Origin of the sequence: Pseudomonas violetae (assembly GCF_023072615.1) — a bacterium.
In the GTDB taxonomy this organism is placed as follows: Bacteria; Pseudomonadota; Gammaproteobacteria; order Pseudomonadales; family Pseudomonadaceae; genus Aquipseudomonas; species Aquipseudomonas violetae.
In genome coordinates this window covers 82,934-96,588 of sequence record NZ_JAKNRW010000005.1, presented here as the reverse complement: position 1 = coordinate 96,588, position 13,655 = coordinate 82,934, and the positions used below count along the sequence as shown (strand labels likewise).

At 58.0% G+C, this 13,655-nt stretch carries 11 protein-coding genes; 8 read left to right on the top strand and 3 right to left on the bottom strand.

The genetic code is table 11. The features are described from left to right. Positions 1-83: 83 nt before the first annotated feature. Positions 84-1,730, top strand: a complete 1,647-nt coding sequence (gene pgm / locus L9059_RS09180; RefSeq protein WP_247290209.1) for a phosphoglucomutase (alpha-D-glucose-1,6-bisphosphate-dependent) — start codon at positions 84-86, stop codon at positions 1,728-1,730. Positions 1,731-1,804: 74 nt separating this feature from the next. On the opposite strand, the gene L9059_RS09175 is transcribed toward pgm, so the two are convergent. Next, a complete protein-coding gene (locus L9059_RS09175) occupies positions 1,805-2,500 on the bottom strand; it encodes a pirin family protein (RefSeq protein ID WP_247290207.1) in 696 nt (231 codons plus the stop codon). A gap of 239 nt (positions 2,501-2,739) precedes the next feature. Here L9059_RS09175 and L9059_RS09170 point away from each other — a divergent pair, with 239 nt between their 5' ends. Next, positions 2,740-5,214 carry a UvrD-helicase domain-containing protein gene (locus L9059_RS09170; protein ID WP_247290205.1) on the top strand — a complete coding sequence of 825 codons (2,475 nt, stop codon included), beginning with the start codon at positions 2,740-2,742 and terminating at the stop codon, positions 5,212-5,214. A 175-nt stretch (positions 5,215-5,389) separates the two neighbouring features. Here L9059_RS09170 and L9059_RS09165 read toward each other — a convergent pair whose 3' ends face one another. After that, on the bottom strand, positions 5,390-5,662 hold the full coding sequence (locus L9059_RS09165) for a DUF1652 domain-containing protein (protein WP_247290204.1): 273 nt from the start codon (positions 5,660-5,662) through the stop codon (positions 5,390-5,392). A gap of 273 nt (positions 5,663-5,935) precedes the next feature. Here L9059_RS09165 and L9059_RS09160 point away from each other — a divergent pair, with 273 nt between their 5' ends. The 4 genes from L9059_RS09160 to L9059_RS09145 all read left to right on the top strand — a co-directional run bounded on the left by L9059_RS09160 (position 5,936) and on the right by L9059_RS09145 (position 8,971). Beyond that, positions 5,936-6,751, top strand: a complete 816-nt coding sequence (locus L9059_RS09160; RefSeq protein WP_247290201.1) for a helix-turn-helix transcriptional regulator — start codon at positions 5,936-5,938, stop codon at positions 6,749-6,751. 49 nt (positions 6,752-6,800) lie between these two features. After that, positions 6,801-8,207 (top strand): NAD(P)/FAD-dependent oxidoreductase, encoded by a 1,407-nt coding sequence (locus L9059_RS09155; RefSeq protein WP_247290199.1) that lies wholly within the window; start codon positions 6,801-6,803, stop codon positions 8,205-8,207. 69 nt (positions 8,208-8,276) lie between these two features. Further along, positions 8,277-8,516, top strand: a complete 240-nt coding sequence (locus L9059_RS09150) for a hypothetical protein (RefSeq protein ID WP_247290197.1) — start codon at positions 8,277-8,279, stop codon at positions 8,514-8,516. 2 nt (positions 8,517-8,518) lie between these two features. After that, positions 8,519-8,971, top strand: coding sequence for a hypothetical protein (locus L9059_RS09145; protein WP_247290195.1), 453 nt, complete (start codon positions 8,519-8,521; stop codon positions 8,969-8,971). An 80-nt stretch (positions 8,972-9,051) separates the two neighbouring features. On the opposite strand, the gene L9059_RS09140 is transcribed toward L9059_RS09145, so the two are convergent. Further along, entirely contained in the window at positions 9,052-9,276 is a 225-nt protein-coding gene (locus L9059_RS09140; protein ID WP_247290193.1) for a YgdI/YgdR family lipoprotein, read from the bottom strand. A gap of 149 nt (positions 9,277-9,425) precedes the next feature. Between L9059_RS09140 and L9059_RS09135 the strand changes: the two genes are divergently transcribed. Both L9059_RS09135 and L9059_RS09130 read left to right on the top strand, forming a co-directional pair. Next, positions 9,426-11,108 carry a VRR-NUC domain-containing protein gene (locus L9059_RS09135; RefSeq protein WP_247290191.1) on the top strand — a complete coding sequence of 561 codons (1,683 nt, stop codon included), beginning with the start codon at positions 9,426-9,428 and terminating at the stop codon, positions 11,106-11,108. Continuing rightward, positions 11,105-13,384: an ATP-dependent DNA helicase gene (locus L9059_RS09130; protein ID WP_247290189.1), complete on the top strand. Its 2,280-nt coding sequence runs from the start codon at positions 11,105-11,107 to the stop codon at positions 13,382-13,384. Before L9059_RS09135 ends, L9059_RS09130 begins: the two co-directional genes overlap by 4 nt. Positions 13,385-13,655 lie beyond the last annotated feature (271 nt).

Here is a 13,655-nt window from a genome sequence, read left to right as displayed (position 1 = left end):
GGGGACCGATCTGATCGCGTTGTGGTCAAACTGCCAGTAAACTGCGATCCAATTCCCGAACCAATAGATTCCAGAGGTTTTGCATGACACTCAATCCTTTTGCGGGCAAACCGGCACCGGCAGACCTGTTGGTCGATATCCCGCGACTGGTAACGGCCTATTACACCGGCCAGCCCGATGCCGCGATCTCCACCCAACGCGTCGCGTTCGGCACCTCCGGTCACCGCGGCAGCTCGTTCGATTTGAGTTTCAACGAATGGCACGTCCTGGCAATTAGCCAGGCGATCTGCCTGTATCGCCAGGCACAGGGCATCGACGGCCCACTGTTTGTCGGGATAGATACCCATGCGCTGTCCACTCCGGCGGGCGCCAGTGCCCTTGAAGTACTCGCAGCCAATGGCGTGACCGTGATGATTGCCGAGGGCGACGAATACACCCCGACGCCGGCCATCTCCCACGCCATCCTCTGTTACAACCGTGGCCGTACTTCGGGACTGGCTGACGGCATCGTCATTACTCCGTCGCACAACCCGCCGCAAAGCGGGGGCTATAAATACAATCCCACCAATGGCGGCCCGGCCGACACCCACATCACCAAGTGGATCGAAGCCAAGGCCAACGAACTGCTGGGCAACAGGCTTGCCGGCGTCAAACGCATCAGTTACGAGCAGGCGCTGAAGGCTGACACCACCCATCGTCACGACTACGTGAATACCTATGTCGCCGACTTGATCAACGTCATCGATTTCGATGCCATTCGCGCAGCCAAACTGCACCTGGGTGTCGATCCGCTGGGTGGAGCAGGGGTGCGTTACTGGTCAGCGATTGCCGACCACTACCAGCTCGACCTCGAAGTGGTCAACAAACAGGTCGATCCGACGTTTCGCTTCATGACGGTCGACTGGGATGGCCAGATTCGCATGGACCCATCGTCCAGCTATGCGATGCAAGGCCTGATCGGTCTCAAGGATCGCTTCGATGTGGCGTTCGCCTGTGACCCGGACCACGATCGTCACGGCATCGTCACGCCGTCGGGTGGCTTGTTGGCACCGAACAGCTACCTCGCCGTGTCGATCGATTACCTGTTCCAGAACCGTCCCCTATGGCGCGCCGACGCTGCTGTGGGCAAGACCGTAGTCAGCAGCGGCCTGATCGATCGAGTGGCCAAGCGCCTGGGTCGCCGTCTCTACGAAGTGCCGGTCGGTTTCAAATGGTTTGCTGACGGACTGTTCGACGGTTCCCTGGGCTTTGGCGGCGAAGAAAGCGCCGGTGCCTCGTTCCTGCGCAAGGATGGTGGCGTCTGGAGCACCGACAAGGACGGTCTGATTCCGGCACTGCTGGCTGCAGAAATGACGGCCCGCACCGGTCGTGATCCGAGCCAGGCATATCGCGCCCTGACCGATGAACTGGGCGAACCTTTCTCGGTACGAGTCGATGCCAAGGCCAACCCGGAACAGAAAGCCTTGCTGAGCAAATTGTCCCCTGACCAAGTGACATCGACTCAATTGGCCGGGGAAGCGATCCAGAGCATTCTCAGCCATGCACCGGGTAACGACCAGGCCATCGGCGGACTGAAAGTGATGACCGAAAACGGCTGGTTCGCGGCACGTCCGTCCGGCACTGAAGACATCTACAAGATTTACGCCGAAAGCTTCGTCAGCGACGAGCACCTGAAGCTTCTGGTTGCAGAAGCGCAGACACTGGTGGACGGCGCTATTTCCTCGAAGTAATCAGGACTGGCCCACGCAACAGCAAAAGGGGCGACCATTCACGGTCGCCCCTTTTTTCGCCTAGGTGTCGTCTTTCAAGCCAGGTCCACCAACACCACTTCACTGTCTTCAATGGCCGTAACGCGCAGCACCTGCTCGTCTGCAATTGCAACTCCGTCTCGAGCTTGTGCCTGTAAGCCATTGACTTCAATACGTCCTGTGGCGGGCACCAGATAAGCGCGACGTCCGTTGTCCAGACGATATTCAGCCGTTTCTCCGGCTTTGAGATTGGCCGCGACCAGACGCGCATCCGCACGAATCCTCAGGCTTTGATCATCTCCCGCCTTGCCGCTGGCCAAGGTCACAAACCCTTCGCGCTTGCCTTTGGGAAATGGCTTAGCCCCCCAGGATGGCGAAGATCCAGTTTCGTTGGGGATAATCCAGATCTGAAAAATCCGCGTCTCGGTCGCCTCCAGATTGTACTCGCTGTGGGCAATCCCGGTGCCAGCGCTCATGACCTGAACGTCACCGGCTTCGGTGCGCCCCTTGTTGCCAAGGTTGTCTTCGTGGGTAATTGCGCCTTCACGGACATAGGTGATGATCTCCATGTCCCGGTGCGGATGCTTCGGAAAACCGGTGCCCGAGGCAATCACATCATCATTCCAGACCCGCAGATTGCCCCAGTTCATGCGCTTGGGGTCATGGTACTCGGCAAATGAAAAATGGTGATGTGCATCCAGCCAGCCATGATGAGCGCCGCCCAGGGAGGTAAAGGGTCTGAGTTCAAGCATGATCGTCTCCTGCCAATAGGTGATTTATGGCAATCATCATCTACCAGCTAATAATCGATAAAAAGCGTAAAAAATGCCTGAATGAGATCGAATTAATCGATGAGTTTTAGAGTGCTTTTCTTCCCATTCAATCTTCAATTCATCGCCTAACCCAATGACTCGCAAGCATTTCGCTAGAACTCAACAGCAAATAAAGACACCATAGCGCCCAACAGTCTTACAGCCTGGAGTCCATCCGCGTGCCGCAACATTCCCCCGACCTTCCTCCTGAACTTCGTCCGCTGGCCGAGATGCCATTGCTCAAACGCCTGGCTGCACGGTTCTTTGGCCACGGCCTGACGCGCCTGCGTGCCCAGCACCGGGCGTCGTGGCTGCACGGGCAGGCGGATGGATTTCGCAGCGGGCACATTGCGGGGGTGGATTACGGGTATAAGGAAGGCAAGCTCGAAGGGCTTGAAGAGGGGCGGCAGGTTCTGTTGATTCGCGACTCGCGCAGCACCGAGCATCGCCCGCCTAACGTCGACGATTACCTGTTCGACGACTGGCGCCTGCCATTGACGGCCGAATTGAAGAAGCGCATGAAGGCCGATGTGGCCCGGTTACTGCCAGCCCATGCCCAGCCCAGTGCTGCGCAGTGGAAGATGATCTTCAGCGACACCCCGTCGACCTCGGTGATTGCCGGTGCCGGAGCAGGCAAGTCGACGACCCTGGTGCTGCGCATCCTGCTGTTGACCCACTATCTGGGGTTCGAACTCGACTCGATGACCGTGGTGACTTTTACCCGGGAGTCGCGCAAGGACTTCATCAACAAGCTGATCGAGATGTTTGCACTGTGGGGGCGGGGGCTGAGTTTCAAAGAGGCGCGCGACCTGGTGCGCACTTTTCACTCACGAATTCTGCCCCTGGTGCGCAGCTTGCCTGGCTTCGAACGCCTGCAGTCCTTCGAGAACCTGAGCCTGCGCGCAGCCAGCCAGGACGAAGACGCCGACAGCAACCCGTTCGACCTGCGTATCAATGACGCCCAGCGCCAACAGCTCAATGCCTGCTATCACAGCCTGTTCACCCGTGATGCGCGCTTTCGCGACCTGATAACGCCGCTGTCGCGGCACGCCTTGCAGCTCAAGGAGCTGGAACGCGATCACCCGGATGTGCAAAAACGCGTGGCGGTGACCCAGTTGGCGGCCAATCGCGATGAAGAGCTGTGCGATACGATCGAAGACCTGTGGTTTCGCGCAGGTGCATGGCCGATCAAGGGCATCGAGCCCAAGCGTCACACGTTCGACATCAATGGCTCGACCTTCCATTGTCACGGCTACATCCCGACACTGGATGCCTGGGTGGTGTTGGGTTTTGATCCGCAGGAAAACCCCCAGGTCAGTCGCCCGGGGTCCAAATTATCCGTGCGGGCGGAATGGGCAGTAAAACGCACACTGTTTCAAGCTTTCTGTCGTAAGCCATTGATATGGCTAGATACCTATCAATCTTCTAAACGGGTGCTAGCGTCGCTTGCCGGTGATGCCAGTGCCGGTCCTGGCTTCGATTACAAGGTCAAGGGTGAGTTGGCTTCCGCGCCGCTGCTGGACTGTTTTGTCGCCGCCGCCGGGTTCATCGAGAACCTTGGCCTGGATGTACCGACGGCCGTGGGGCAGATGAGCTTTGCCAAGGACGATCCCGACCGGTTCTTCTTCGAGGCCTTGAGCCTGTACTGGAGAGCCCTGGAAGATCATCTGCTGGACCAGAAACCACCGATCATGACTTACAACCGCATGTTCGCACTGTTCAGCGAACATTCGCCCGAAAATCTCAAGCTGCTGAGCAACGAGCTGTTGCGCCCGTTGGCGCACCTGATGATCGATGAATTCCAGGACGTTTCCCCTCAGATAGTCTCCTGGATTCGCGCCAGCCTGGCCGAGATCCGTAGTCGAGGGCCAGCCATGCATGTCGGCCGAGGCGCTCAGCGTTCATCATTGTTGTGCGTGGGCGATGATTGGCAGTCGATCTACGGCTGGCGGGGCAGTTCGCCCAGCTACTTCATGGAATTCAACAAGGAATTTGCGTCGCCGAGCACCACCAAGGTCATGCTCAGCGACAACTATCGCAGCCATCAACACATCATTGATGCTGCCGAACACATCGTGCGCGCCGCTCCGGCAATTGCCGGTAAGAAAGCCAAGGCCAGCGGCGAGCCCAAGGTGCTGTTACCGGTACACGTGCTGGACAGGGATGATCAAGGCATGGCCAACCGGTTGATCGAGCACTACCGCCAAGGGCATTCAATCTTGATGTTATATCGAAAAAGTAGCGATAAGCTGTTGATTGAAAGCCATATTCAGTCAGTAGTTAATGTAGATTCTAGCTTGCCGTATGAGTCGCGCCGGCTGAAACAGCTGACCTATCACAGTGCCAAGGGGCTCCAGGCGGACGCCGTGTTCCTGCTGGGGGACTGCCAGCATCTGACCAGTTCTCCGTACAAGAATCAGGTATACCGCATGGCGGGGCTAGGCAAGGCGGGCGACAACGAGGCCTATGACAATGCGCAAAAAGACGAGATCCTGCGCTTGGCGTACGTTGGCATTACCCGGGCGGTTAGCCACTGTTACTGGTACGTCGATGCCCAGGACACCCAGGCGGCCAATTTACCCAAGGCTTCTGATCGGGTCGGTAAGGGCCAGGCGTTCTTCGCTGACCACCGGGCGGGCAAAGCGTCGGTTTGATCGACCTGTGGCTGGGCCTCCTGCGCAGGCGTGCGGCGAGGGAACTCGTCGGATCGCCGCACCGTCCTGCTCGGCTACGCAGCAGTCGTAAAGCCTGAGTATTTAGTGTGTCTGGATGAATGCCGGGGGCTGCGAACCGGCACCCGCTTTTCAGCAGGTACCCTCGCCACATGCCTCAGGCATAACTTCTGAATGGTGCCGGCGGAATGAACGCTTCAAGCTCGTCTTCCACCGCTTCGATGATGCGCTCGACATCGGCGGCGTTCATCACCGTGGCGCACGGAATACCGGCAATGGCGATCATGGTCTCGCCACTGACTCGATCAAATAGACGGGCAATCATGCTACCCGGCGCGTCCATGCTTGCCTCGAAACCCATGGGATGAAAATGCCAGCGCATCAGTTGGCAGGCGTTTGGAAACGTGACCTTGCTAAACCCTTTATTCATGTATGGCCCGCCTTCTTCATCGAGCGCTTCCGTTAGCTCATGTTAGGAGGGAAGAGCCTTCACTGACTCAACCTGTGGCTGCCATTAAAAGTAGCATCCGGATGTGAACATCTTGTGGGTTTTTCAAACCGTTTGGCGATTGCCTGGCATTTTTTTGATGCAGATCACGCTTGGGCTCAATAGTGGGCGACTTACATCGACTCAAGGTGCCGTCACTGGCCATTGAAGCGCGGGCGAAAGTTGGGCAAGCTCGTTTTTTTCACTGAGTCGCTTATGCACGCAGACGATGACGGACCGCAGCAGACCCTCGCTACCCGTGAGACGGTCATGCGTTACCACTTGCGCTGGAAGCACCGAGACCTGGACGGAGTAATGGCCCTTTATCACCCACAGGTCCAGTACAGCGACTTTTTCCAGAACCGAGTGATGGGCCTTGGCGAATTGCGCGAGTACGTGCGCAGCAGCATGCCCCGTGACCCCGACGAGGCGCTGGAACACACCGACAAGATCCGCATCGACGGTAACACTGCTTTCATTCAATACCGCATTACTCTGCGCGGCGGCGAAGGGCTGATGTCATTGTGCGCCAGCGAGGCGATAACCGTGCGCGACAGCTTGATCTGGCGGGTCAATGAGTACGCCTCATTGGTGCACGAGCAGGCCAGTAACAAGCTCCCAGGCAGCAGCCGTCCAGCCGTCAGTCGACTCGGCCTGTCACCCAGGCAGTTGAGTTTCATGGCCGAAGACCTGCAACAATATTTCCAGCGCCAGCAACCTTATTTGGATCCCGAACTTGACCTGCAGCGGGTGGCCGACGAGTGCGGGTATAGCCGCAATCAGATTTCTTACCTGTTGAATCAGGTGCTTGGCCAGAGTTTCTATCGGTACGTCAATCAGGCGCGTTTGCAGCACCTGCTGGCGGCGCTGGCTACCGCCACGCCACCGCTGCGGGTCGATGAACTGGCCTTTGCCGCCGGGTTCAATTCGCTATCGGCTTTCTACAGCAGTTTCCGCCGGCACACCGGAAAATCGCCAAAGGCCTACGTCAAAGAAATTTCTTTGCGTGCACGCGCGCAAGACAACCACTGAGACCACGCAATAGGATCACGTCATTGAAGTTTCAGTGGCGGAGTCCAGCATGCCAGCATGGCGCACTATCAGTTTATGGATGGATCAGCTTGATGATCCTTTGACAGCGCGCGCGGCGTTGGAGCACGACCTGGATGTCGACGTGGCCATCATTGGCGCCGGTTATACGGGGCTCTGGACGGCGTACTACCTCAAGCGCCTGGCACCGGGTTTGGATATCGCCATCGTCGAGGCCCAAACCGCGGGTTTCGGCGCATCGGGACGCAACGGTGGCTGGTTGATGGGTAATCTGCTCGGTGAAGACCGCCTACTGGCGAACCTGTCGCCCGAAGATCGCCGCACCTCCTTCGATTTGCTGCACTCTATTCCTGACGAAGTCGAGATTGTCCTCGATCGCGAGGCTATCGACTGTGATTACCGCAAGGGCGGCGCGCTGTATTGCGCGGCGCGCTATCCCGAACAGGAGACCAGCCTTCGGCGTTATCTGGACAGCCTTTATCAACAAGGCCTGACTGAAAAGGATTACCGCTGGCTCAGCCCCGAGCAGTTGGCGCAACAGATTCGACTGGCCAAGCCCTATGGCGGCATCTATGCCCCCCATGTGGCCACCATCGACCCTGCCAAACTGGTGCGTGGCCTGGCCCGCGCTGTTGAGCGCATGGGTGTCAGGATCTACGAAAACAGCCCAGTCACCCATTGGCAGTCAGGCTCATTGCGCACGGACAAGGCCCAGGTGCGCAGTCGCTGGATCGTGCCGGCCGTAGAAGGTTACTCCGTCACGTTGCCAGCGCTGGGACGTTACCAGTTACCCGTGCAAAGCCTGATAGTGGCCACCGAACCATTGTCCGCTGCTACCTGGGATGAAATCGGCCTGAGTCGCGGCCAGGCATTCAGCGAAAGCAGCCGCCAGGTCACTTATGGCCAGCGCACAGCAGACAATCGCCTGGTGTTTGGCGCACGGGGCGGCTACCAGTTCGCTGGCAAGCTGCGCCACGACTTTGACCTGACCCGCAGCGAAGTGGAATTGCGCCGGTACCTGTTTGGCGAGCTCTTTCCCCAGCTCAAGCACGTCCAGATCACCCACGCCTGGGGCGGCAACCTGGGCATGTCCCGACGCTTCCAGCCGCACATGCTCTGCGATCAATCCAGCGGGATTGCCTTGTCCGGTGGTTACGGCGGGGAGGGTGTGGGTGCCAGCAACCTGGGTGGGCGCACCCTGGCCGACCTGATCCTGCAACGCGACACCGAACTGGTCCGCCAGCCTTGGGTCATGCCCCAGGCCGGCCTGGCCGCCCTACGGGCCTGGGAACCGGAACCCTGTCGCTGGCTGGGCTACAACGCGATCATCCGTAGCTTCGTCTACGAAGACCAGACCCTGGCCAACCCGACTACCGCGCCCTGGCGGCGCAAACTGGCGAGTGGCGTAGCCGGATTCATGGAAAGTTTCATGCACTAAACAGCGTGTTCGACGACAGGCACTCCCCATGAGCATTACCCAATTCAAATACACCAGCAACCTGGCCAGATGGGCAAATTGTTTGCGCTGGAAGCCATGCCATTAAACATAGACCGGATTCGCACGCGGGTGTCGAACAAGATCGCACGGGAAGTTAAGCGCGATTCGATGACTTCAGGGGGCGTTGTTATTTCGTTCGACACAAAAGACCTGTCATTCTTGACAGGTTTTTTGCAAGCGCTTTTCCTGTTTAATCATCATTCCATGTGCCAGCAGATCTTACTGCTGGCGATTATTAAAAGGAATTAGTGATGAGCAATAACGATCAGCCTAACCTTCGTGAACCGTCGGTGACGCCTGCTGCTGTCGGCAGCATGACGGGCACAATAAAGTTTTTACATAACCAGACAGCCTTTCTGTTCAATACAAACAGGGTATTTCGAGGCGTATCGTCCGGAGAAACGCACCTTTATGCCGAGCATATACTGCCCGGAGCGGATCGAGCCTATAGAATATTTCTTTATGTGCCTGGCAATGAACCCACTAGCACTACTTACACCATTGGATCGACAAACGTTCGTGCCTTTGTCGATATCGTGGACCACGCACACCTTACCGCCGAGTCCGGTGAAATCGTCATTCAGAACCACACTCCAATCAGGCGACTGACAGGTTCGGCCAAATACAAAACTGCCCCTTACGAGAATATGCAATATGAGGTTGAAGTGGTTTTTGATATCTCAGACAGCGTGACAGGCAGTTAACGCACCACAGATCGTTAATCGACTTGGCGGCGCGGAGCAAACATCAACCTCAATCGCCCTATTTGCTCTTGCGCCGCTGTTTAATCTTCTTCGCGCACCGTCGCCACTTCAGCTGCCCTGACTTTCACCTTCGACCCGGAAATATCTTCAAACTCGTAAAAACCGTCCTTGGTTTCGGTTTTCGGCATGTCCTTGGTCAGGTACTGAGTGCCGTTCTGCAGGGTCACCACCGTGGCCGTGGAGCAACCTGCCAGCGTCAGAAGGGCCGCAACGGCCAGGGGTAGACCCAGGTTCTTGATGTTCATATTCACCTCTCGAATTTGAAAAAACAGCGCATCTCTATGGCCGTTGGTGCAGTGGAGCGCTGAAAAGTTCGCCGCCCGCTTATCTTTTTCCGTTTGCGCCAAACCACCCGGAGCTGTTATCTGTACGCATAACCAGTACTCGTTTTGCCATGGCGCCTGATTCTGTGACTGCTAACCCCCTCGACGATCCGTTTTATTACCTTAACAACTTCATGCAAGTGCTTGATTGGCTTGAGCATCGCTATGCAGACGTGTTGAGTGATGAGGAACAGCGCTTCATTGGCGAATTCAACCAGCTGCCCCGTGAATCCCGCGCACTCCTGGTCCGACTGGTCATGCGCAAGGGCATCCATTTTCGCGCCAGCAAATTGCTATACGCAGAAATCGGCGGCGTAGCTGATGCTGCAGCACCGTTGATAACCCTGGGCTGGATCGACGAACAAAGTGCGCTGTCGATCGAAACCTTGTTCCCGGTGTTGCTCAAGTCGGAAGTGCTCCAGTGCTTCGCAAGCGCCATTGACCAACCCAAGGGCAAGAAGAACGACTGGCTGCCCGTCCTGATCGAGAGATATCCCGAGGCTCAGAGCTTCAGCCATTGGTGCGCGCCCCTTGATGATCACTTGTTCAGCCTGACCATCATGGGCCTGTGTGATCGCTTGCGCCTGATGTTTTTCGGCAATTTGTACCAGGACTGGTCCGAATTCGTGCTCGCCGACCTGGGCATTTTCACCTATGAAAAAATCGAGATTGGCGCCGATTCCCGAGGGCTGCGCTGCCGTGAGGATGTCGACGCCTGCCTGTTCCTGCACGACTGTCAGCAGCGTTTTGAAGCAGGTGAAGCACTCGCCGGCATTGTCGAGCAAATCCACAGCCTGACGCTGGTCAATCCCTGGTTGCAACGACGGCGCGCCAAGCTGATGTTCCAGATGGGCCAGTACTGTGAGCGCTTTGCCGATTTTGCCACGGCCATCAGGCTGTATCGCGACTGCCCCCATCCCGGCTCGCGGGCACGCCTGATCCGCGTGCTGGAGCGCTGCGCCGAGTATCAGCTCGCCCTGGACCTGGCGCTTCATGCACAACAGTCACCTGAAAGCGCCACCGAGCAACAGCATCTGCTTCGAGTGCTGCCCAGGTTGCGCCGTAAACTCGGCGGGCCGCCGATAAAACGTGCAGCACCCCGGGAAATGCTGCGCCTGGATCTGCAATTACCCAAGGTCGATCCTGCTTCATCTGCGCACCCGCTGTCGGTCGAGCGCTATGTCCAGGCGCACCTGGCTCAGGAAACGGCGCCGGTGCACTACGTGGAAAACAGCCTGATCAATTCGCTGTTCGGCTTGCTGTGCTGGCCAGCCATTTTTGCCCCGGTGCCCGGCGCATTCTTCCACCCGTTCCAGCGCGGGCCTGCAGACCTGCATTACGAAGACTTCCATCTGCGTCGCGCCGACCTGTTCACGGCGTGCCTGGCCGAGTTGGAGGACGGTCGATACGAGCAGACCATACGAAATCGCTATGCGGCCAAATGCGGCGTGCAGTCACCTTTCGTGTTCTGGGGCGCCTTGAGTGAGGAGTTGCTCGACCAGGCGCTGGCGTGCCTGCCCGCCGAGCACCTGCGGCACTGGTTCAATCGCCTGCTGCTGGATATCAAGGCCAACCGCAGCGGCATGCCGGACCTGATCCAGTTTTGGCCGCAGGACAAAACCTACCGCATGATCGAAGTCAAAGGCCCGGGCGATCGTCTGCAGGACAACCAACTGCGCTGGCTGGAGTTTTGCCATGAGCACCAGATGCCCATTGCCGTCTGTTACGTGCAATGGGCGGAGCAGGGCGCTTGAGCTACAGCATTGCCGTGCGGGCGTTGTGCGAGTTCACCGCCAAGGTCGGTGACCTTGACCTGCGTTTCACGCCATCGCCCACCGCGCTGGAAGGCATCGTCGGCCACCGCACGGTTGCGTCGCGTCGTAGTGAGGGCTATCAGCGTGAGGTCGCGCTTGAGGCTCATTACCGGACCTTGCGGGTCAAGGGCAGGGCGGATGGCTACGACCCTGCGCCAAACTGCCTGGAAGAAATCAAGACTTACCGCGGCGACCTGAGCAAGCAACCCGCTAATCACCGCCAACTGCACTGGGCCCAAGCGAAGATCTACGGCTGGTTGATGTGTCAGAAATCCAGTCTGGAACAGATTAATCTGGCCCTGGTGTACTTCGACATCGTCAGCGAAAAGGAGACCTGCCTGGTTGAGACCTTCAGTGCTGCAGAGCTGGGGCAGTTTTTCGAGCACCATTGCCAGCTGTTTCTGCACTGGTCGGAGCAGGAATTAGCCCACCGCGAAGCGCGCAACCTCGCCGCACAGGCGTTGAGATTTCCCCACGCCAGCTTCCGACCCGGGCAGCGCCATCTGGCAGAGTCGGTGTTCAAGGCAGTCAGCACCGGGCGCTGCCTGATGGCCCAGGCACCCACCGGGATCGGCAAGACCGTAGGGACGCTGTTCCCCATGCTCAAGGCTCTGGCGCCACAGCAACTGGACAAGATCTTCTTTCTTACCGCCAAGACCCCTGGGCGCAAACTGGCACTGGACGCGGCGCAGGTGATCATCGACAGCGCCGACGCACCACCGTTGCGGGTGTTGGAGATGATTGCGCGGGACAAGGCTTGCGAGCATCCCGACAAAGCCTGTCATGGTGAATCCTGTCCTTTGGCGCAAGGCTTTTACGATCGCCTGCCTGCCGCACGCCAGGCAGCCAGTGATCTGACCCTGCTAAATCAGGCCGCCTTGCGCGAGGTGGCACTTAAGCACGACGTTTGCCCTTATTACCTCAGCCAGGAAATGGCTCGCTGGGCCGATGTGGTGGTTGCCGACTACAACTACTACTTTGACTTCAGCGCACTGCTGTTTGGCCTGGCACAGGCCAATAACTGGCGGGTAGCGACTTTGGTGGATGAAGCGCACAACCTGGTAGAACGAGGCCGCCAGATGTACAGCGCCAGCCTCGATCAATCGGCGTTGAACGCCGTTCGGAAAACCGCGCCTGAGGCATTGAAAAAATCGCTGCAGCGAGTTAACCGGGAATGGAATGCCCTGCACAATCAGCAACTCGGCGCCTATCAAGCCTATGACCGGGTTCCGGAAAAGCTCCTGCAGGTGTTGTTTTCCTGCAGCGCAAGCATTGGCGACTACCTCAACGATCACCCCCAAGGGGTCGACAGCGGCCTGCAAAATTTCTATTTCGACATGCTGCAATTTGGCCGGGTGGGCGAACTCTTTGATGAGCAGTTCCTGTTCGATATAAGCAAGCGCGACCTTGAGCGCAAGCACAACCTTTCTACGCTGTGCCTGCGCAATGTGGTGCCTGCCGGTTTCATTCGCCCACGCCTGACCGCCGCGCGCACTACCGTGCTGTTTTCCGCGACCCTCAGCCCCCGTCACTATTACGCCGACCTGCTGGGCACGCCGCCCGGCACCGTGTGGATCGATGTGGAGTCACCGTTTCACGCCGACCAACTGCAGGTGCATATTGTCAGCAAGATCTCCACGCGGTTTGTCCATCGTGAGGCGTCCCTGGGGCCGATTGTTGAACTGATGGCCCGGCAGTTCACCGAGCGTCCCGGCAACTACCTGGCGTTTTTCAGTAGCTTCGACTACCTGCAGCAAGTCGCCCAGCGGTTGGCCGAGACCCATCCGCACATCAACCTGTGGTCGCAATCCCGAGGCATGGGGGAAGGGCAGCGCCAGGCTTTTCTCGATCAGTTCACCGCCGAGAGCCAGGGCATCGGCTTCGCGGTGCTGGGAGGGGCATTTGGCGAGGGTATCGACCTTCCTGGATCGCGCCTGATTGGCGCGTTCATCGCCACCCTGGGACTGGCGCAGTGGAACCCGGTCAACGAACAACTCAAACACCGAATGGCAGCGATTTTCGGCGCCGGCTACGACTACGCCTACCTCTATCCAGGCGTGCAGAAAGTGGTACAGGCGGCCGGGAGGGTGATACGCACCCAGCAGGATCACGGCGTCGTCATGTTGATCGATGACCGGTTCGCCGAAGGCAAGGTCAAGCAATTGTTGCCACGCTGGTGGGCGGTAGATCCAGCAGCTTGTCACGCGGGCGGATAAACGCGATTGACTGTCTGTTATTGCAGCTTTTCAAATACGCCGAATGCCCCTGACTCGCGAAAACCAAATTCAGGTGAGGTTGAATGAGCGAGGATCGCAGGAAAGCCGGAACCCCGGCCTGCCCATCATCGTTGCCACCAGCTTCTCTGAGCGCCTGGAAGGCATCGCCGCCAATCTGCCGCAGTTTCCAACCCATTCAACCCGCTCAACCTGGTGGATATCATTGCCTCGACATTGAAATAACTGTGCGCAGCCCGGAATCCGAGATCTG

What these genes read in the sequence shown, in the direction of transcription:
- L9059_RS09175 (WP_247290207.1), bottom strand. Translation starts at nt 2,500, where the DNA reads ATGCTTGAACTCAGACCCTTTACCTCCCTGGGCGGCGCTCATCATGGC.
- L9059_RS09165 (WP_247290204.1), bottom strand. Translation starts at nt 5,662, where the DNA reads ATGAATAAAGGGTTTAGCAAGGTCACGTTTCCAAACGCCTGCCAACTG.
- pgm (WP_247290209.1), top strand. Translation starts at nt 84, where the DNA reads ATGACACTCAATCCTTTTGCGGGCAAACCGGCACCGGCAGACCTGTTG.
- L9059_RS09140 (WP_247290193.1), bottom strand. Translation starts at nt 9,276, where the DNA reads ATGAACATCAAGAACCTGGGTCTACCCCTGGCCGTTGCGGCCCTTCTG.
- L9059_RS09155 (WP_247290199.1), top strand. Translation starts at nt 6,801, where the DNA reads ATGCCAGCATGGCGCACTATCAGTTTATGGATGGATCAGCTTGATGAT.
- L9059_RS09160 (WP_247290201.1), top strand. Translation starts at nt 5,936, where the DNA reads ATGCACGCAGACGATGACGGACCGCAGCAGACCCTCGCTACCCGTGAG.
- L9059_RS09145 (WP_247290195.1), top strand. Translation starts at nt 8,519, where the DNA reads ATGAGCAATAACGATCAGCCTAACCTTCGTGAACCGTCGGTGACGCCT.
- L9059_RS09135 (WP_247290191.1), top strand. Translation starts at nt 9,426, where the DNA reads ATGGCGCCTGATTCTGTGACTGCTAACCCCCTCGACGATCCGTTTTAT.
- L9059_RS09150 (WP_247290197.1), top strand. Translation starts at nt 8,277, where the DNA reads ATGGGCAAATTGTTTGCGCTGGAAGCCATGCCATTAAACATAGACCGG.